17 protein-coding genes are annotated in these 18,361 nt (G+C 63.7%); 16 read left to right on the top strand and 1 reads right to left on the bottom strand.

From position 1 onward, the window contains the following. The first annotated feature begins 366 nt into the window (after window positions 1-366). From ACVWYP_RS30835 to ACVWYP_RS30805, 7 genes are all read left to right on the top strand, one after another. Window positions 367-1,200 (top strand): cytochrome c oxidase subunit II, encoded by an 834-nt coding sequence (locus ACVWYP_RS30835; protein ID WP_304495941.1) that lies wholly within the window; start codon window positions 367-369, stop codon window positions 1,198-1,200. 83 nt (window positions 1,201-1,283) lie between these two features. Further along, entirely contained in the window at window positions 1,284-3,059 is a 1,776-nt protein-coding gene (gene ctaD / locus ACVWYP_RS30830) for a cytochrome c oxidase subunit I (protein WP_304495940.1), read from the top strand. Further along, window positions 3,056-3,760: a cytochrome c oxidase subunit 3 gene (locus ACVWYP_RS30825; RefSeq protein ID WP_304495939.1), complete on the top strand. Its 705-nt coding sequence runs from the start codon at window positions 3,056-3,058 to the stop codon at window positions 3,758-3,760. The genes ctaD and ACVWYP_RS30825 overlap by 4 nt, the downstream gene beginning before the upstream one ends. A gap of 15 nt (window positions 3,761-3,775) precedes the next feature. Continuing rightward, window positions 3,776-4,498, top strand: coding sequence for a heme-copper oxidase subunit III family protein (locus ACVWYP_RS30820; RefSeq protein WP_028342670.1), 723 nt, complete (start codon window positions 3,776-3,778; stop codon window positions 4,496-4,498). Window positions 4,499-4,506: 8 nt separating this feature from the next. Beyond that, complete coding sequence (locus ACVWYP_RS30815; protein ID WP_304495938.1) at window positions 4,507-4,914, top strand: cytochrome C oxidase subunit IV family protein; 408 nt, start codon at window positions 4,507-4,509, stop codon at window positions 4,912-4,914. A 139-nt stretch (window positions 4,915-5,053) separates the two neighbouring features. Further along, window positions 5,054-5,962 carry a heme o synthase gene (locus ACVWYP_RS30810; RefSeq protein WP_304495937.1) on the top strand — a complete coding sequence of 303 codons (909 nt, stop codon included), beginning with the start codon at window positions 5,054-5,056 and terminating at the stop codon, window positions 5,960-5,962. Window positions 5,963-6,681: 719 nt separating this feature from the next. Beyond that, the gene (locus ACVWYP_RS30805; protein ID WP_304495936.1) at window positions 6,682-7,119 is read left to right on the top strand and encodes a DUF5658 family protein; all 438 of its coding nucleotides are present in this window, start codon (window positions 6,682-6,684) and stop codon (window positions 7,117-7,119) included. 43 nt (window positions 7,120-7,162) lie between these two features. Here the strand turns inward: ACVWYP_RS30805 and ACVWYP_RS30800 are convergent, their stop codons facing one another. Continuing rightward, a complete protein-coding gene (locus ACVWYP_RS30800) occupies window positions 7,163-8,044 on the bottom strand; it encodes a LysR substrate-binding domain-containing protein (protein WP_304495935.1) in 882 nt (293 codons plus the stop codon). Between the two features lie 183 nt (window positions 8,045-8,227). Between ACVWYP_RS30800 and ACVWYP_RS30795 the strand changes: the two genes are divergently transcribed. The 9 genes from ACVWYP_RS30795 to ACVWYP_RS30755 all read left to right on the top strand — a co-directional run bounded on the left by ACVWYP_RS30795 (window position 8,228) and on the right by ACVWYP_RS30755 (window position 18,252). Next, window positions 8,228-8,689 carry a (2Fe-2S)-binding protein gene (locus ACVWYP_RS30795; protein WP_304495934.1) on the top strand — a complete coding sequence of 154 codons (462 nt, stop codon included), beginning with the start codon at window positions 8,228-8,230 and terminating at the stop codon, window positions 8,687-8,689. Between the two features lie 3 nt (window positions 8,690-8,692). Next, window positions 8,693-10,870, top strand: a complete 2,178-nt coding sequence (locus ACVWYP_RS30790) for a xanthine dehydrogenase family protein molybdopterin-binding subunit (protein WP_304495933.1) — start codon at window positions 8,693-8,695, stop codon at window positions 10,868-10,870. 217 nt (window positions 10,871-11,087) lie between these two features. After that, window positions 11,088-11,645, top strand: a complete 558-nt coding sequence (locus ACVWYP_RS30785; RefSeq protein WP_304495932.1) for a sigma-70 family RNA polymerase sigma factor — start codon at window positions 11,088-11,090, stop codon at window positions 11,643-11,645. Continuing rightward, on the top strand, window positions 11,642-12,283 hold the full coding sequence (locus ACVWYP_RS30780) for a DUF1109 domain-containing protein (protein WP_304495931.1): 642 nt from the start codon (window positions 11,642-11,644) through the stop codon (window positions 12,281-12,283). Before ACVWYP_RS30785 ends, ACVWYP_RS30780 begins: the two co-directional genes overlap by 4 nt. A gap of 116 nt (window positions 12,284-12,399) precedes the next feature. Beyond that, complete coding sequence (locus tag ACVWYP_RS30775) at window positions 12,400-12,663, top strand: hypothetical protein (RefSeq protein ID WP_304495930.1); 264 nt, start codon at window positions 12,400-12,402, stop codon at window positions 12,661-12,663. A gap of 118 nt (window positions 12,664-12,781) precedes the next feature. Next, a complete protein-coding gene (locus tag ACVWYP_RS30770; RefSeq protein ID WP_304495929.1) occupies window positions 12,782-13,141 on the top strand; it encodes a hypothetical protein in 360 nt (119 codons plus the stop codon). A gap of 100 nt (window positions 13,142-13,241) precedes the next feature. After that, entirely contained in the window at window positions 13,242-13,649 is a 408-nt protein-coding gene (locus tag ACVWYP_RS30765; protein ID WP_304495928.1) for a FixH family protein, read from the top strand. Further along, window positions 13,646-15,088, top strand: coding sequence for an efflux RND transporter periplasmic adaptor subunit (locus ACVWYP_RS30760; RefSeq protein WP_304495927.1), 1,443 nt, complete (start codon window positions 13,646-13,648; stop codon window positions 15,086-15,088). The genes ACVWYP_RS30765 and ACVWYP_RS30760 overlap by 4 nt, the downstream gene beginning before the upstream one ends. Further along, entirely contained in the window at window positions 15,085-18,252 is a 3,168-nt protein-coding gene (locus ACVWYP_RS30755) for an efflux RND transporter permease subunit (protein ID WP_304495926.1), read from the top strand. Before ACVWYP_RS30760 ends, ACVWYP_RS30755 begins: the two co-directional genes overlap by 4 nt. The last annotated feature ends 109 nt before the right edge of the window (window positions 18,253-18,361 follow it).

Here is an 18,361-nt window from a genome sequence, read left to right as displayed (position 1 = left end):
CGCGGCAGAAGCAAGGTGGCGAATGCGGCCGGGAGAATTGTGCAGGTGCACAAACGAGGTCTTGCGGTGCACCATGCGATAGGGGAGGGCCGATCAGTGTTCGCGGCATCCAACACGCGCCGGACAAAGGCGGGCATTACTCCTCTATTGACGTCTGGCTCGATGGGTACCATGTTGATGGTTGACGCCCCCAGCTCCGATGAGGTTGCGGCCGTGACGTTGAGTTTTTGTCATGTCCCAGCATCGCGACCGGCAGAATGGGCGAGGCAAAAGCCACGGTGATGGTGAACGTGAGACCATCCCTCTGACGTGAGCTCCGCCCTTTCGTTCGTCTCCGCAGCCTTCGATGGCAAGGAGGAATGAGGGATGGCTGTAGCGATCTTACTGCTCCTGGTTGCCGTCGCCTCGGTGCTGTTTCACCTCTACAGCCCCTGGTGGTGGACCCCGATTGCCTCGAACTGGAGCTATATCGACCACACGATCAACCTGACATTCTGGATCACCGGAGCGGTGTTCTGCGCGGTGATCGTGTTCATGGCTTATTGCGTCATGCGCTTTCACCACACCGAGGGACGGCGCGCCCACTACAATCCCGAGAACAAGAAGCTCGAATGGTGGCTCAGCATCGGCACCGCTATCGGCGTCGTCGCCATGCTGGCGCCCGGCCTCGTCGTCTGGCACCAGTTCGTCACCGTTCCTGACGACGCGACCGACGTCGAGGTCGTTGGACAACAGTGGATGTGGAGTTATCGGCTTCCGGGAAAGGACGGCCGGCTCGGCACGTCAGATGCGCGCCTGATCAGCTCCGACAATCCACTCGGGTTGAATCCCAATGATCCGAACGGGCAGGACGACATCGTCGTGCAAAACGAGGATCTGCATCTGCCGATCGGGAAGCCGGTGAAGGTGCTGCTCCGCTCGATCGACGTCCTGCATGATTTCTACGTGCCCGAGTTCCGGGCGAAGATGGATATGATCCCTGGCTCGGTGACCTACTACTGGCTCACGCCGACCCGGACCGGAATCTTCGACGTCCTCTGCGCGGAGCTTTGCGGTGCCGCGCACGCACAGATGCGCAGCAAGGTCGTCGTGGAAGAAGAGAAGGAATATCACGCGTGGCTGGACAAGCAGCACACGTTCGCCGCCTTGTCCGGCCAGCGCAACGTCGCGAAGGCCGCGTACAAGACTGGCAGCGAATGAACATGCCGACGAGGATTGGCCGGATGTTCGGCCGGATATGAAGTGAACTCGTCGCTGAGCGGAAGACCAAGGAGGGAATTCCGATGGTCGATATCCCGTTTGATCAGGTCGCAGGCATTCCGCCCGCCGAAGTCGCTGAGGTTGAGCTCTATCATCCGCACAGCTGGTGGACGAGGTACGTTTTTTCGCAAGACGCCAAGGTGATCGCCGTCCAGTACTCGATCACGGCGATGTCGATCGGAATGGTTGCGCTGGTGCTGTCGTGGATGATGCGGCTGCAGCTGGGATTTCCCGGCACATTCTCCTTTATCGATGCCAATCAGTACCTTCAGTTCATCACCATGCACGGCATGATCATGGTGATCTACCTGCTCACGGCGCTGTTCCTCGGCGGCTTCGGCAACTACCTCATCCCGCTGATGGTCGGCGCGCGGGACATGGTTTTCCCCTATGTGAACATGCTGAGCTATTGGGTCTACCTGCTCGCGGTGCTGGTGCTGGCCGCGACGTTCTTCGTGCCGGGCGGGCCGACCGGCGCCGGCTGGACGCTTTATCCACCCCAGGCGATTCTCTCCGGTACCCCCGGACAGGACTGGGGCATCGTTCTCATGCTGGCCTCGCTGATCCTGTTCATCATCGGCTTCACGATGGGCGGGCTCAATTACGTGGTAACAGTGTTGCAGGCCCGCACACGCGGCATGACCTTGATGCGCATGCCCCTGACCGTGTGGGGCATCTTCACCGCCACCGTGATGGCGCTGCTGGCGTTCCCGGCGCTGTTCGTGGCCTCGGTGATGCTGCTGCTGGACCGCCTCCTTGGAACCAGCTTCTTCATGCCGACACTGGTCGAGATGGGCCAGCTGACCAAGTATGGCGGCGGCAGCCCGATCCTGTTCCAGCATTTGTTCTGGTTCTTCGGCCACCCCGAGGTCTACATCGTCGCGCTGCCGGCGTTCGGCATCATCTCGGATCTGATCAGTACGCACGCGCGCAAGAACATCTTCGGCTATCGCATGATGGTCTGGGCGATCGTGGCGATCGGGGCGCTGAGCTTCGTCGTGTGGGCGCACCACATGTATGTCAGCGGCATGCACCCGTATTTCGGGTTCTTCTTCGCCACCACGACGCTCATCATCGCGGTCCCGACCGCGATCAAGGTCTACAACTGGGTGCTGACCCTTTGGCGCGGCGACATCCATCTCACGGTGCCGATGCTGTTTGCGCTCGGCTTCATCGTCACCTTCGTCAATGGCGGCCTGACCGGGCTGTTCCTCGGCAACGTTGTCGTCGACGTTCCGCTGTCCGATACGATGTTCGTTGTTGCCCACTTCCACATGGTGATGGGGATTGCGCCGATCATGGCCGTGTTCGGCGGGATCTATCACTGGTATCCGAAGGTCACCGGACGGATGCTCAATGGTGCGCTCGGACGCTTCCACTTCTGGGTGACGTTCGTCGGGGCCTATGCGGTGTTCTTCCCGATGCACTATCTCGGCCTGCTCGGGATGCCGCGCCGCTATCACGACATCGGCGAGACATCCTTCGTCCCGGCATCCGCCCATGACCTCAACGCGTTCATGAGCGTCGCGGCGTTGATTGTCGGCTTCGCCCAGCTCGTCTTCCTGTTCAATCTGGTCTGGAGCCTGTTCAAGGGAAAAGAGGCGGGCGGCAATCCCTGGGGTGCCACCTCGCTGGAATGGCAGACGCCGGAGACCCCGCCGGGGCACGGCAACTGGGGCAAGGAGCTCCCCGTCGTGTATCGCTGGGCCTATGATTACAGCGTGCCCGGTGCCGCCAGGGACTTCATCCCGCAGAATGAACCGCCGGCCAAGGTGCTGGCCCAGGGGGCCCATCCGTGAGTGCCATCGTCCTGTTCATTGCTACGATTGCAGCGATCGCGGGATGGTGGCTCTCGCAGCAACGGCTGGCCGCCAAGCCGTGGCTGGAGCAGGGCATTGCCGTCGATCTTCGCGGCGATCGCGGCTCTTCGGTGCCGGCGGCGAAAATCGGCCTCGGTGTTTTTCTCGCGGTGGTCGGCTCGCTGTTCGCGCTCCTGATCAGCGCCTACTCGATGCGCACCACCATGGTGGACTGGCGCGAGCTGCCGCTGCCGAGGCTGGTGTGGTTCAACACCGGCGTCCTCGTCATCAGCAGCGTGGCGCTGCAATGGGCGCTGATGGCCGCGCGCCACGACGACCATGAAGGCTTGATCGCGGGCCTGTTGGTCGGCGCTGCATCGGCCGTGATGTTCCTGATCGGGCAGCTCGTGGTGTGGCAGCAGCTCAACAGCGCCGGCTATGTCATGGCGTCGAATCCGGCCAATTCCTTCTTCTATCTGATCACCGCGCTCCACGGGCTGCACGTGACCGGCGGCCTGGTGGCGCTCGGCAGGGCGACCGTAAAACTGTGGCGCGGCGCGCCGATGACGCAGATGCGCCTGAGCGTCGAGCTTTGTACCATCTACTGGCATTTCCTGTTGCTGGTCTGGCTGGTGCTGCTCGGTCTGCTGACGGGCTGGACCGACAATTTCGTCGACATCTGTCGCCAGTTGCTCACCTAGCGAGGGCAGGAAGCGATGACAGAAACCACACTCGCAACCCCCAAGGCGCTGCCCGGGACGATACCCGGATTGCGCGGCATCGCCGCCGACTGGGCCTCGGACCAGCGCGCGTTCAAGAACGTGTCCTGGGGGAAGGCCATGATGTGGATCTTCCTTCTGAGCGACACCTTCATCTTCAGCTGCTTCCTGCTGTCGTACATGACGGCGCGAATGTCGACGACAGTGCCGTGGCCCAATCCCAGCGAAGTCTTCGCGCTCAATATCGGCGGCCAGCACATCCCGCTCATCCTGATTGCGATCATGACCTTCGTCCTGATCAGCAGCAGCGGGACGATGGCGATGGCCGTCAACTTCGGCTACCGCCGGGATCGCGTCAAAACGGCAGCCTTGATGCTGGTCACCGCGGCATTTGGCGCGACGTTCGTCGGAATGCAGGCTTTCGAATGGACCAAGCTGATCATGGAGGGCGTGCGCCCCTGGGGCAACCCGTGGGGCGCACCGCAATTTGGCGCTTCCTTCTTCATGATTACCGGCTTCCACGGCACCCACGTGACCATCGGTGTGATCTTCCTGATCGCCATCGCGCGAAAGGTTTGGCGGGGAGACTTCGACGTCGAGCGGCGCGGCTTTTTCACGAGCCGCAAGGGCTACTACGAGATCGTCGAAATCATGGGCCTGTACTGGCATTTCGTCGATCTGGTCTGGGTGTTCATCTTTGCCTTCTTTTATCTCTGGTGAGGTCGCGCATGACAGAAGCAGCGGTACATGTGGAAGGGCAGGCGGCACAGCATGCGCTACACACCTATGTGCATGGTGCGGTGACATCGGGCGCCGCGCATGCAGAGGGCCAGCAGCACCCGATCAAGCTCTATCTGGTGGTCTGGGGATGGCTGTTCGTGCTCAGCACCTGCTCCTATCTCGTCGACTATTTTGGTATCCATGGCCACCTGCGGTGGTCGCTGATCCTGCTGTTCATGGTGCTGAAGGCCGGCCTGATCGTCGCAGTGTTCATGCACATGGCCTGGGAGCGGTTGGCGTTGGCCTACGCCATCCTGCTGCCGCCAGTGCTGGTGCTGGTGTTTGTAGGGATCATGGTGTTCGAATCCGACTATACGCATCTGCTTCGGGTCATGTTCTTCGCGCCGGCAAGCTAGAAATGCGACGGCCATGACCACATGGGTCATGCTGGACGAGGCAGGGCATCCCGAAGGCGGAGGCCTCGCCACATCTTCCGGCACCCTGCGAAGAGGGCCTTCAACCGATGGCTTTTCGAACTGACGAGGAATTAATCTCGTGCAAATCAATCGTTCAATTCGTCGCCGGAGCTATGCCAACATCGGAGACTACGTCGCACTGACGAAACCGCGCGTGATGTCGCTGGTCGTCTTTACCGCACTGGTCGGTCTCATGGTCGCACCGGGCGGCATCGATCCCTTCACCGGGCTCGCTGCTCTTCTTTGCATCGCTGCGGGCGCCGGCGCCGCAGCTGCGCTCAATATGTGGTACGACGCCGACATCGATGCGATGATGGCACGTACCGCCATCCGTCCAATTCCCAGCGGCCGCGTATCGCGCCCGGAAGCATTGGTCTTCGGATTGATGCTCGGCTCGTGCGCGGTTCTCGCCCTCGGCACCTTGCTGAACATGGCCGCTGCTGCGCTGCTGGCTTTCACGATCTTCTTCTACGTCGTCGTCTACACGATGTGGCTTAAGCGCCGAACCCCGCAGAATATCGTCATTGGCGGTGCCGCCGGAGCGCTCCCTCCGGTGATCGGCTGGGTCGCGGTCACAGGATATGTCGGGCTCGAGCCGCTCATCCTGTTTCTGATCATCTTCCTTTGGACGCCACCCCACTTCTGGGCACTGTCGCTCAATCTTGCTGGAGAGTATGCCCGCGCCGGCGTGCCGATGTTGCCGGTCGTGGCCGGCAGGACCGAAACAAAGCGCCAGATTCTTCTCTACAGCGTGCTTCTGGTTTCGACCTCGCTGCTGCCTTGTGCACTGGGGTTTGCGGGAGCCGCCTACGGCGCGGCTGCAGCGACGCTGGGAGCGATCATGATTTTTCTCGCATGGCAGGTACGCCGGAGCCACGACAAGGAAAGGCGGCCCGCTCGTCGCCTGTTCGTGTTTTCGATGCTCTATCTGGTCCTGCTTTTCGGGGTGCTGCTGATGAATGCTGCACCCTATGCTCAGTCCCACTGACTGGGCGCATTCGAATCGACAGCCGCCTTGCCTCGTCGGGAAACTCAGCGATTGAATTTCGCGGGGCATCCGCCGGGGACGGCCCTAGCGCTCGTCTCGCATATATGGACTTCGCCGGGAGACGAGTCTCAGGTCTTGATCGGCCGACATCGTCTGGAGCCCGTGCATATGTGGCACGCTCGCCGGGTTGCCCAGCAGGATCCAGGCGATGGCGCCCGTGGCCAGCATGCCGCCGCAAATAACCAAAAGGTCCCGCCTCATCGCGCGTCCTCCGTATGCGGCCATTTCCAAGCATAAATCAGGCCAATCCATTCAGGCGCGGACAGGTGCGGCGCACAGGATAGCGTTGGACAAGTAGGACAGGCTCGCCCTAAGCTTCGCCCATTGCAGCAACCAGGCGCGGTTCAAGAATGGACTGGTCCTACTATCTGGGGGGCACTGCTATTGTCCTGCTTCTTCTTGCCTATCGGCTGCATGGCGGGCTGTTTAGGAAGAATTCACTGCGGGACGAGAGACTAAATCGACTGATTGATGAACGCATTGGACGCATGGACCTGAAGCGACGCAACGATTGAATCGCCCTGAAGCGGCACCTCGAAGGCCAACCAGCGCCACTTTCCGGAATCAATCCCTACGGCGACGGCAGAGCTGTCTCCGGAGCGTACCATCTCGGCAGATGATACTTTTTATGATTTGAAAAGAGCTATTTGAGCAATCGAATGAAAGTCTGGGTCTATACCGACACAAGCAAGCCCGTTGGCGAGCCGGAGCATCTGAAGGTCTTCGCGACCAATGACGCGGCGCAGTCGTGGTTCAAGCGGAACGTCCCGCAGGGCGTCGCATTTGCCTACGAGATTATTCTGGGGCCGCGTTACCTAGCCAAGACGCTCCTCGTGCTGTCTGTCCTGCTTCTTGGCATCGCCGATCTCTACACCACCAACACGATCCTGAATCTCGGCCTCGGCGAGTTGAACCCGTTCATGCATGTCGCTCAGACATGGCTCGGCCCCTGGTGGCTGATCCCGAAGCTCGGTTTGACCTATTTCATGATGTGGCTGCTGTGGCGCAGCAACAACCCTTACAATATCGCGATAGTGGTGGCGTTTTGCTCCACGCCCGTACTCAATAATCTTCTCATCATAGCAGGCACGAACTAACCTCAATTCACGTTTCGACCGTGAACCGGAGGATCGATCTGGCTCACCCATACGTCTCCACGATGAAGTCGATCAGCGCGCGGAGCTTCGGCGTCATCTTGCGGTGCTTCGGCCACAGGATCTGACGCGCGCGGGTCTGCGTCGTGTAGTTCGGCAGCAGGACCTGCAGCCGTCCCGCGGCGATATCGTCGGCCAGCAACTCGTCGCGCATCAGCACGATGCCGGCGCCGGCAAGCGCCGCATAGCGGATGCCGAACGCGCTGTTGATGAAGAGGCGGCTCGCGACATCGACATGCACTTCGCCCTCCGGCCCGGAGAAGGTCCATCGCTGTCCGTCCGACCAGCCGGGGTAGCGCAGGCACTCGTGGTGGGCGAGATCCGCCGGATGGGTCGGCGTGCCGCGTTCGGCGAGATAGCTCGGCGCGGCGCAAACCACGCCGGTATAGGGCGACAGCGAGCGCGACATCATGGTGGAGTCGGTCAGCGTGCCGACCCGGATCGCCGCGTCCAGCCCTTCCTCGAGCAGGTCGACCATCCTGTCGCTGAGGATGAGGTCGACCGAGACGTCCGGATATCTCTTCATGAAGCGGACCAGCGCGGGCGCCAGGCTGTACGACCCGAAGGCGACCGAGGTCGCCACGCGCAGCTTGCCGCGCGGTGCGCTCAGGGCCTCCTCGACCAGCGCATCGCCGGCCTCGGCCTGTTCCAGCAACTGCCTGCAGTGATCGAGATAGCTGCGGCCGAGCTCGGTGAGGCCCTGCCGCCGGGTCGACCGGTTGATCAATTGCGAGCCGAGCCGGTCCTCGAGAAAACGGATATGCTTGCCGATCATGGTCGGCGACATCCGCAGCTCCTTGGCCGCCGCGGTGAAGGAGCCGAGATCGGCGACGCGGGCGAACACGGACATGCTGGTCAGTCGATCCATGATTATAAACCAATAGTTATTTCACTGCAGATCAAAGCGCCGCTTATAGCGCGCTGGAATTGTATTTATTACCATAAGTGAGCAATCGGCGCGATGATGCGTGCGATTGCTTTGGAATGTGGCCGGTCGCGCCCGGAGGGGCGCGGACCGCGCGGGGCCTCGAACCAGGACAGGAGTGTCAGGATGCCTTTCCAGATCACGATCAATGGGACCAGTCATCAGGTCGATGCCGATGGCGACACGCCGCTGCTCTGGGTGCTGCGCGACGTGCTCGGCATGACTGGCACCAAGTTCGGCTGCGGCATGGCGCTGTGCGGCGCCTGCACGGTGCATCTCGATGACAGCGCGGTGCGCTCCTGCATCACGACGATCGACAGCATCGGCGACTCCAAGATCACGACCATCGAGGCGGTCGGCAAAACGCCGGCGGGCAAGAAGATCCAGGACGCCTGGCTCGCGCACGAGGTGCCGCAATGCGGCTACTGCCAGTCCGGGCAGATCATGTCGGCTTCCGCGCTGCTCGCGGGCAAGCCGAAGCCGACGGATGCCGATATCGACGACGCGATGTCGGGCAACATCTGCCGCTGCGGCACCTATGTCCGCATTCGCGAAGCGATCAAGCAAGCCGCACAGTCGGGAGGTTGAGCCATGACGCTGATCGACAATTTGTCCGAGCGCGCCGCCGATCTGTCGCGGCGCAACTTCCTCCGCGCCGGCGCGATCGCGGGCGGCGGTCTGCTGCTCAGCGTGAGCCTGCCGTTCGCGAGCCGCGAGAGCGAGGCGGCCGCCTCCGATGGCTTCGCGCCGAATGCCTTCGTCCGGATTGGTAGCGACGGCAAGGTCGTGCTGACCATGCCCTATGTCGAGATGGGGCAGGGCACCTATACCTCGATCCCGATGCTGATCGCCGAGGAGCTCGAGATCGGCCTGACGCAGGTCCGGCTCGAGCACGCGCCGCCGAGCGACAAGCTCTACGCCAACCCGCTGCTCGGCGTGCAGGCCACCGGCAATTCGAACGCGATGCGCGGCGCCTGGCAGCCGATGCGGAAAGCCGGCGCCACCGCGAAAGCGATGCTGGTCGCAGCCGCGGCGAAGCGCTGGAACGTCGAGCCGGGGACATGCCGCGCCGAGAACGGCGAGGTGCATCACGCGGCCTCCGGGCGCAAGCTGGGCTACGGCGAACTGGCGACTGACGCGGCGCAGATGCCGGTGCCGGAGAATGTCACGCTGAAGAGGCCGTCCGAGTTCAAGTTGATCGGCACGCCGGCCAAGCGGCTCGATACGCCCTCCAAGATCAACGGCACGGCGGTCTACGGCATCGACGCACGGCCGCCCGGGGTGAAGGTCGCGACCCTGGCGCAGTCGCCGGTGTTCGGCGGGCGGGTGAAGCGCGTCGATGATGCGGCTGCAAAAGCCGTCAAGGGCGTGCGACAGATCGTGACGCTCGACGACGCCGTCGCGGTGGTGGCCGACCACATGGGGGCGGCGAAGAAGGGTCTGGCGGCGCTCACGATCGAGTGGGACGAGGGGGCTCACGCCAAGCTCGCCACGTCAGATATCGCACGCGAGCTCGAAGCTGCCACCACCAAGCCGGGCACGGTCGCGCAAAATATCGGCGACGCCGACAAGGCCATGGCGGGCGCAGCGACGAAAGTCGAGGCGACCTATCAGCTGCCGTTCCTCGCCCATGCGACGATGGAGCCGATGAACTGCACCGTGCATGTGCGCCCTGATGGCTGCGAGATCTGGGTCGGCAGCCAGGCGCTCTCGCGCGCGCAGGCGGTGGCCGCGAAGGTGCTGAACATGCCGCCCGAGAAGGTGGTGGTGCACAATCATCTGCTCGGCGGCGGCTTCGGCCGCAGGCTCGAGGTCGATGGCGTCATTCGCGCGGTGCAGATCGCCAAGCAGGTCGATGCGCCGGTCAAGCTGGTGTGGACCCGCGAGGAGGACATCCAGCACGACATGTACCGGCCCTACTGGTGCGACCGGATTTCGGTCGGCCTCGATGCATCCGGCAAGCCGGTCGCCTGGAACAACCGCTTTGCCGGCTCGTCGGTGCTGGCGCGATGGGCGCCGCCGGCGTTCCGCAACGGGCTCGACCCCGACACGACCGAGGGCGCGATCGATCTCGTCTACGACATTCCGAACTTCCACGTCGAATATGTCCGGGTCGAGCCGCCGGGCATTCCGACCGCGTTCTGGCGCAGCGTCGGGCCCTCGCACAACGTGTTCGTCACCGAAAGCGTGATCGACGAGCTGGCGGCGGCGGCGAAGCAGGATCCGGTCGACTACCGCCGCGCGCTGCTCGGCAAGTCGCCGCGCGCCAAGGCGGCACTCGAGCTCGCGGCGGCCAAGGCCGGCTGGGGCGGCAAGCTGCCGGCCGGGCGCGGACGCGGCGTATCGCTGCAATTCGTGTTCGGCAGCTACCTCGCCCAGGTCGCCGAGGTCGAGGTCGCCAGGGATGGCTCGGTCCGCGTCCACCGCGTCGTCTGCGCGATGGATTGCGGCACCGTGGTCAATCCCGACACGGTGCAGGCGCAGCTGCAGAGCGGCATCAATTTCGGCGTCACGGCGGCGCTCTACGGCGAGATCACGCTGAAAAACGGCCGCGTCGAGCAGAGTAATTTCGACAGCTACCAGATGCTGCGCATCGATCAGGCCCCGGCGATCGAGGTCCACATCGTCCCGAGCACCGAGCCGCCCGGCGGCATGGGCGAGACCGGAACATCGGGCATCGTGCCGGCGATCAGCAACGCGATCTTCGCGGCGACCGGCAAGCGGCTGCGCAAAATGCCGGTCGATCCGGCGACCTTGAAGCAAACGTGACCGGTTGAACGCCCGCACCGCCATCCTCTTCGCTGGGGCGGTGTCTGCGGCTCGCACGGGCACCGCGTTCTCACGGCGCGGTGCATCCGAGCCTCGCTCAATTCTGCCGCCCCTAGCAGGGGCGGCTCCACGGCGGCATCGAAAATTGTTCGTAGCCTGACCGATCAGGGTGTAACCAAACTGGCCGCGTAAGCGAACCAGTAGGTACAGGCGCTGCATGACGACCGCGGAGAACGAGCTCAAGCCACTGATGCTTGCCAGCCAGGATGGCGATGCAGCGGCCCATCGGGCATTGCTGGAGCGCCTGAGTCGGCATTTGCGTGCCTATTACAAGAGCCAGCTTGCCAGAACCGGACGCGGCGCGGCGGAGGCGGAGGACCTGGTGCAGGAGGCTGTACTGGCGATTCACCTCCAGCGGCACACCTACGATCCGGCACAGCCATTGACACCCTGGGTGCACGCGGTCGCGCGCTACAAGCTGATCGATTTCCTGCGCCGAACACGGGCGTCGCGCGCCGACGTGCCGATCGACGAGGCCGACGACATCACGGCGCATGACGATCACGTCGGCGCCGAGAGCAGCTTTGACGTCAGGCGATTGCTCAAGCAGTTGCCGGCGAACATGCAGTGCGCGATCGCGGCCGTAAAGCTCGATGGATTGAGCGTCGTAGAGGCGGCGCAGCGGTGCGGCATGTCGGAATCCGGTGTGAAGGTCAGCATCCATCGCGGGCTCAAAGCTCTGGCCGCGTTGATCGCTCGGAGAACGGAACTATGAAGACGGATGAACTCATCACCGCGCTCAGTATGAATGTCGAGCCGGTCGATCGCCGGCTGGTCAGCCGCAGTGTCGCTATCGCGCTCGGGCTGGGGCTGGTTGCCGCGCTTGGCCTCGTGTTTGCTGGGCTTGGTGTCCGCGCCGACCTGACCACGCCTCGCGCCGTGACCTTTCTGTTCCTGAAGCTTGCATTCGCGCTCGGCACCATGGGTGCGGCGTCGGTCTATCTGACCCGGCTGGCGCGTCCGGGAGGTGAGCGAACAATTTCCCTTGGACTTGCTGCACTACCGTTCGCGGCGATCATGCTGCTCGCCGCGATCAGCCTTGGACAGGCGCCCAGCTCCCACTGGGACAGGATGGTCATGGGAGACCAATGGCTCGAATGCCTGATTTCCATTCCGGTGATCGCGATCGTGCCGTTTGCCGTGGTCATCTGGGCCGTCAGAAAGGCGGCGCCGACCAATCTGGTGCGGGCAGGGGCCTTCGGCGGCCTCGTCGCAGGTGGCGTGAGCGCGGTCGCCTACGCACTCCATTGTACCGATGATTCGCTGCCCTTTGTCGCGCTGTGGTACGGCGGCACGATCGTACTGTGCACACTCGCGGGTGCGGTATTGGGACCGCGGCTGCTGCGTTGGTGAAAGGGGAGATCGGACCTTTCACGTCGGCGTGAGCCTGTAACCGGGGGAATATCGGCTCCGAACTCATGATCAGAAGCGCAAATGAATGCACTTCAGAAAAATGATGGAGCCGGGTTATGTCGATCAACAAGATCATTCTTGCTTTCTCGTTCCTGGTGCCGGTTGTTGTGGCATCGGCGGCTGCGCAAGCGGGCGCGACGATCTCCGACACGCGGTATTTGCCCAATGAGGCCAGGGGAACAACGCCAGCGGTCGCCGCCCAACGCAACCCGATGTCTGCATTCGGTTATGATCAGGAAGCGGCGCGCTTGCAGCCTATGAACGTTCCGGACACGGCTGGAACGCGGTGGCGCTATCACGGCGGGCCGAAGTCTCAATAGGCGGCGCGATACACGGGGTGTCAGGCCGGGATGAACGGTTAACCACCTAACCTCTCCCTGGTGCACTTGTGAACAGGGTGACCTTTCCAGCACCCGTCCTTTGTGAGACTGTCACACCATGAATGTTCGCCAATTGTTCAGATTGCTGCTCGCCGTCCTCGTGACGGCAGGCCTGACAATTGCGCCGCTGGCTACGCCTGCGGCGGCCGGATCTTTGTTGACCGGTATGAGCCAGATGGCGGACACGTCGGACATGGCGGCCGATATGCCGTGCTGCCCCGACAAGCAGAAGAGCAATGACTGCCGGGATTGTCCGCTGGTTGCGATTTGCATGCTGAAGGTCCTGCACACGGGACCGTCGGCCCTCGGCCTCGCGATGAGGCCGGTGACGCAGCTGCAATTGCATCCGCATGACGATCTGGTTGCCGACGGCCTGGTCCGTCCGCCTCCCGACCATCCTCCTCGACATTTGGTCTGACTGGCGCTGCAAAGCGCCGGTTGCTGCCACGCGGCCTTTGGACGCGTGGACGTTTCATGCCGCGCAAGCGGCAGATCAGATCCAATCGAGGAATGAGATCATGAAGTTGTTCAACACATCGCGTGCCGTAGGGGCCGCGCTCATCGGCCTGTCGCTGACAGGCACCGCCAACGTCGCGCGCGCCGACATCAGGGACTACGAATTCCAACTCGTCGACCAGACCGTGCAGGCCGGTCCGGACAAGGTTGTCATGGTCCGGCTGATGAACAAGAAGACCGGCAAGGCGGTGCCTGACGCCGTGATCTTCGCGACGCGGCTCGACATGGCCCCGGACGGCATGCAGGAGATGGCCACCAAGGTCACGCCGATGCCGGGCACCGAGCCCGGCACCTACCGGTTCAAGGCGACCTTCGGCATGGCCGGGCGCTGGCAGCTGTCGCTCGGAGCGAAGGTGCAGGGCGAGACCGGTACGGTCGAGAGCAAGCTCGTCGTCACGGCGGGAAAATGAACCGGCTCGCTCTAGCCGGCGCTGCCGCTGCGATCCTTGCAGCGGCAGGCGTCGCAAGTATCGGTCGCGGCCTGCCGCCGTGGCCGGGCGCAAATCTCACTGCCCCCGCCGCGCAAGCGGCGGAAGCCGGCGCGCCGATCTATTTTCGCGATCCGGACGGCAAGCCGTTCTACTCACTGACGCCGAAGAAGACGGCTGACGGCCGCGACTACCGGCCCGTCGCCGCCGGTGCCGATATCAGCTTCGACGAGCCGGAATCGCCAGCGACGATGGCTGCGCCTGCCGCGAAGGGCGAGCGCAAGGTCAAATATTATCGCAATCCGATGGGACTTCCCGACACCTCGCCGGTGCCGAAGAAGGACTCCATGGGGATGGATTACATCGCCGTCTATGACGGCGATGACAGCGACGACGGTTCGATCACGCTGTCGCCCGGCAGGATCCAGCGCAGCGGCGTCAAGTCCGAGCCCGCGCAGATGCGCCGCATCCGCACGCTGGTCCGTGCGCCCGGCACGATCCAGCTCGACGAGCGTCGCGTCTCCGTCATCGCGATGCGGGCCGAGAGCTATGTGCAGAAAGTCGCCGACGTCACGACCGGCAGCCGCGTAACGAAGGGCCAGCCGTTGATGGAGATCTACAGCCCGGCAATATCGTCCGCTGCGGCCGAATATGTCGCGACCATCACGTCGAAGGCGACCGCGGGTATCGAGCCCTACGGGCGCGGCTCCAAGCAGCGGCTGACCAATCTCGACGTTCCCGAACCCGTCATCGCCGAGATGGAAAAGAGCCGGACGGTTCCGATCGCGATCCAGTGGCTGTCGCCGCGCGACGGCATCGTGCTGCAGCGCGCCGCCATCGAGGGCATGCGCGCCCAACCCGGCGACGTGCTGTTTCGGATTGCCGACGTCTCTGTCGTGTGGGCATTGGTCGACGTTGCCGAGCGCGATCTCGGCAATATCGTGGTCGGGCAGAACGTGACCGTGCGGGCGCGCAGCTATCCCGGCCGCAGTTTCGTCGGCCGGATCAGCGTGATCTATCCGCAGGTCAACAAGGAGACGCGCACCGCGCGGGTGCGGATCGAATTGCAGAATGCCGACCTCGCACTGCTGCCGGACATGTATGTCGACGCCGAGGTCGACACCGGCGGCGCGGCGCCGGTACTTACGGTAGCTGATAATTCCATCCTCGACACCGGCAGCCGCCAGAGCGTGCTGATCGACCGCGGCAACGGGCGGTTCGAGCCGCGCGAGGTCAAGCTCGGGCGGCGCGGCGAGGGTTATGTCGAAATCCGCGGCGGCATCGGCGAGGGCGACGCGGTCGTCACCTCCGCGACGTTTCTGATCGATGCCGAAAGCAACCTGAAGGCGGCGATCAAGGGCTTTGCCGAGGCCGGCGCTGCGCAGGCGAGCGAGGGCGACAAGACGGGGGACCGGCGATGATTGCCCGTGTCATCGCCTGGTCGGCGCGCAACCTGCTGCTGGTGCTGTTCGGCACCGGCTTTGCGGCGGCCGCGGGCCTCTACGCGCTGCTGCATCTGCCGCTCGATGCGATCCCCGATCTCTCCGACACCCAGGTCATCGTCTACACCGAATATCCCGGCCAGGCGCCGCAGGTGATCGAGGACCAGGTCACCTATCCCCTGACCACGGCGATGCTGACGGTGCCGAAGTCGAAGGTCGTGCGCGGCTTCTCGTTCTTCGGCGTGTCCTTCGTCTATGTCATCTTCGAGGACGGCACGGACATCTACTGGGCGCGCTCGCGCGTGCTCGAATTCCTCAACGGCGCGGCGTCGCGGTTGCCTGCCGGTGTGTCGCCGACCATCGGGCCCGACGCGACCGGGGTTGGCTGGGTCTACCAGTATGCCGTGATGTCGAAAGAGCTGAACCTTGCGGACACCCGCACGATCCAGGACTGGAACCTGAAATTCGCGCTTGCGCGGGCGGAAGGCGTGGCGGAGGTCGCGAGCGTCGGCGGCTTCGTCAAGCAGTACAACGTGATCCTCGATCCGCAGCGGATGCGCGACCGCGGCATCACCATGCAGCGGATGCGCGATGCGATCCGCGCCAGCAATGCCGACGTCGGCGGCCGCACGGTCGAGCTCTCCGAGTTCGAATATGTCATCCGCGGCAAGGGCTATCTCAGGGATATCAACGATCTCGGCAACATCGTGCTGAAGACCGACAGCGGCACGCCGGTGCTGCTGCGCGACGTCGCCCGCGTCGAGCTCGGCCCCGACGAGCGGCGCGGCATCGCTGAACTGAACGGCGAGGGCGAGGTCGCGAGCGGCATCGTGCTGCAACGCTTCGGCGTCAACGCGCTCGACGTGATCGAAAACGTCAAGAAACGTTTCAGGGAGATCGCGACCAGCCTGCCGAAATCGGTCGAGATCGTGCCGGTCTATGACCGCTCCAATTTGATCTATGCGGCAATCGACACGCTGAAGCGCACACTGTTCGAGGAGAGTGTCGTCGTTGCGCTGGTGTGCATCGTGTTCCTGCTGCATGTCCGCAGCGCGCTGGTCGCGATCCTGATGCTGCCGGTCGGCGTCTTGATGGCATTCGGCGCGATGAAGCTGCTCGGCATCGGCTCCAACATCATGAGCCTCGGCGGCATCGCGATCGCGATCGGCGCCATGATCGATGCGGCGATCGTGATGATCGAGAACGCGCACAAGCATCTGGAGCGCGCCGAGCCCGGCCGGTCGCGGGTCGCGATCCTGATCGAGGCCGCGGCGGAGGTGGGGCCGGCGCTGTTCTTCAGCCTGCTGATCATCACCGTGTCCTTCATGCCGATCTTCACGCTGGAATCGCAGGAGGGGCGGCTGTTCTCGCCGCTCGCGTTCACCAAGACGTTCGCGATGGCGGCGGCGGCGCTGTTGTCGGTGACGCTGGTGCCGGCGCTGATGGTGATCTTCGTCCGCGGCAGGATCGTCCCCGAGCACAGAAATCCGATCAATCGTTTCCTGATCTGGATCTACCGTCCGGTCATCAACGGCGTGTTGCGGGCGAAGACGCTGGTGATCCTGCTCGCGCTCGGTGCCGTCGCCGTCTCGATCTGGCCGGCCCGGCAGCTCGGCACCGAGTTCATGCCCGACCTCAACGAGGGCACGCTGCTCTATATGCCGACCACGCTGCCGGGGATTTCGGTGACCAAGGCGGCCGAGCTGCTGCAGATGCAGGACCGCATCATCCGCAGCTTTCCGGAAGTCGTTTCGGTCTACGGCAAGGCCGGCCGCGCCGCGACCGCGACCGATCCGGCGCCGTCGGAGATGTTCGAGACCATCATCAATCTGAAGCCGAAACCGCAATGGCGCGCCGGCCTCACGCTCGACCGCCTGATCGCCGAGATGGACAAGGCGCTGCAATTCCCCGGCGTCTCCAACGCCTGGACCATGCCGATCAAGGCGCGCATCGACATGCTCTCGACCGGGATCCGGACGCCGGTCGGCGTCAAGGTGATCGGTCCCGATCTTGCCGTGATCGACAAGCTCGCCCGCCAGGTCGAGCAGGTGGTGCGGGGCGTGCCCGGCACCTCGTCGGCCTATGCCGAGCGCAGCCTCGGCGGCTACTATCTCGAGATCACGCCGAAGCGTGAGGCCTTGTCGCGCTACGGGATCGCGGTGCAGGACGTGCAGGACACCATCGCGGCCGCGCTCGGCGGCCAGAGCGTGACCACGACGGTCGAGGGACGCCAGCGCTTCACCGTCAACATGCGCTATCCACGCGATTTGCGCGACAATCCGGGCGCGATCGCCAGCGACATCCTGGTGCCGATGCCGGCGGGCGGTGCGGTGCCGCTCGGCGAGGTCGCCGACATCGCGCCGGCGCGCGGGCCGACCACGATCCGGACCGAGAACGGGCAGCTCGCGACCTACATCTATGTCGATATCCGCGATCGCGATCTTGGCGGCTATGTCGCGGACGCGCAGCGCGCGGTGCAGGCCGGCGTGCAGTTTCCGCCCGGAACCTACGTGGTCTGGAGCGGGCAGTACGAATATCTCGAACGCGCCGTCGCGCGGCTCAGGATCGTGGTGCCGGTGACGCTGTCGATCATCTTCCTGCTGCTCTACCTCAATTTCCGCTCGGTGGCGGAGACGATGATCGTGATGCTGTCGCTGCCGTTCGCGCTGGTCGGCGGCTTCTGGCTGATGTGGGCGCTCGGCTTCAACCTGTCGGTTGCGGTCGCGGTCGGCTTCATCGCGCTCGCCGGCGTTGCCGCCGAGACCGGCGTCGTGATGCTGATGTATCTGAACCAGGCGCTGGGCGAGATCACCGCGCGCCGCGCTGCGGAGGGACGCACGATCGATCGTGACGATCTCCATCGCGCGATCATCGCGGGCGCGGTCGAGCGCGTCCGGCCGAAGATGATGACGGTGGTCGCCATCATGGCCGGGCTGCTGCCGATCATGTGGAGCACCGGCACCGGCTCGGAGATCATGCAGCGCATCGCGGTGCCCATGATCGGTGGCATGATCTCGTCGACGCTGCTGACGCTGATCGTGATTCCCGCGATCTTCGCCGTCGTGAAGGGCATCAAAATCAAGGCGAGAGTGTCGGCGCGCGAAGTTGCTTCCTGTGCCGCGCGCCAAGCGGCAAAGATGTGATGGAAACATGACGCCTGTTGGTGGTTTCAAATCGGATTGAATGATACCCCAAGGGGGTATATAGCTGATGGCGGTTCGCGGCTGGCTGATTTGCGGCATGCCTAGCGGG

The sequence above is a fragment of the Bradyrhizobium sp. USDA 3262 genome (genome assembly GCF_054060035.1).
This window is presented reverse-complemented; position numbering and strand designations above follow the sequence as displayed.

Bases quoted from the DNA above. Each gene is read 5' to 3' on its own strand.
- ACVWYP_RS30835 (WP_304495941.1), top strand. From the start codon at position 367: ATGGCTGTAGCGATCTTACTGCTCCTGGTTGCCGTCGCCTCGGTGCTG.
- ctaD (WP_304495940.1), top strand. From the start codon at position 1,284: ATGGTCGATATCCCGTTTGATCAGGTCGCAGGCATTCCGCCCGCCGAA.
- ACVWYP_RS30820 (WP_028342670.1), top strand. From the start codon at position 3,776: ATGACAGAAACCACACTCGCAACCCCCAAGGCGCTGCCCGGGACGATA.
- ACVWYP_RS30815 (WP_304495938.1), top strand. From the start codon at position 4,507: ATGACAGAAGCAGCGGTACATGTGGAAGGGCAGGCGGCACAGCATGCG.
- ACVWYP_RS30805 (WP_304495936.1), top strand. From the start codon at position 6,682: ATGAAAGTCTGGGTCTATACCGACACAAGCAAGCCCGTTGGCGAGCCG.
- ACVWYP_RS30800 (WP_304495935.1), bottom strand. From the start codon at position 8,044: ATGGATCGACTGACCAGCATGTCCGTGTTCGCCCGCGTCGCCGATCTC.
- ACVWYP_RS30795 (WP_304495934.1), top strand. From the start codon at position 8,228: ATGCCTTTCCAGATCACGATCAATGGGACCAGTCATCAGGTCGATGCC.
- ACVWYP_RS30790 (WP_304495933.1), top strand. From the start codon at position 8,693: ATGACGCTGATCGACAATTTGTCCGAGCGCGCCGCCGATCTGTCGCGG.
- ACVWYP_RS30785 (WP_304495932.1), top strand. From the start codon at position 11,088: ATGACGACCGCGGAGAACGAGCTCAAGCCACTGATGCTTGCCAGCCAG.
- ACVWYP_RS30780 (WP_304495931.1), top strand. From the start codon at position 11,642: ATGAAGACGGATGAACTCATCACCGCGCTCAGTATGAATGTCGAGCCG.
- ACVWYP_RS30775 (WP_304495930.1), top strand. From the start codon at position 12,400: ATGTCGATCAACAAGATCATTCTTGCTTTCTCGTTCCTGGTGCCGGTT.
- ACVWYP_RS30770 (WP_304495929.1), top strand. From the start codon at position 12,782: ATGAATGTTCGCCAATTGTTCAGATTGCTGCTCGCCGTCCTCGTGACG.
- ACVWYP_RS30765 (WP_304495928.1), top strand. From the start codon at position 13,242: ATGAAGTTGTTCAACACATCGCGTGCCGTAGGGGCCGCGCTCATCGGC.
- ACVWYP_RS30760 (WP_304495927.1), top strand. From the start codon at position 13,646: ATGAACCGGCTCGCTCTAGCCGGCGCTGCCGCTGCGATCCTTGCAGCG.
- ACVWYP_RS30755 (WP_304495926.1), top strand. From the start codon at position 15,085: ATGATTGCCCGTGTCATCGCCTGGTCGGCGCGCAACCTGCTGCTGGTG.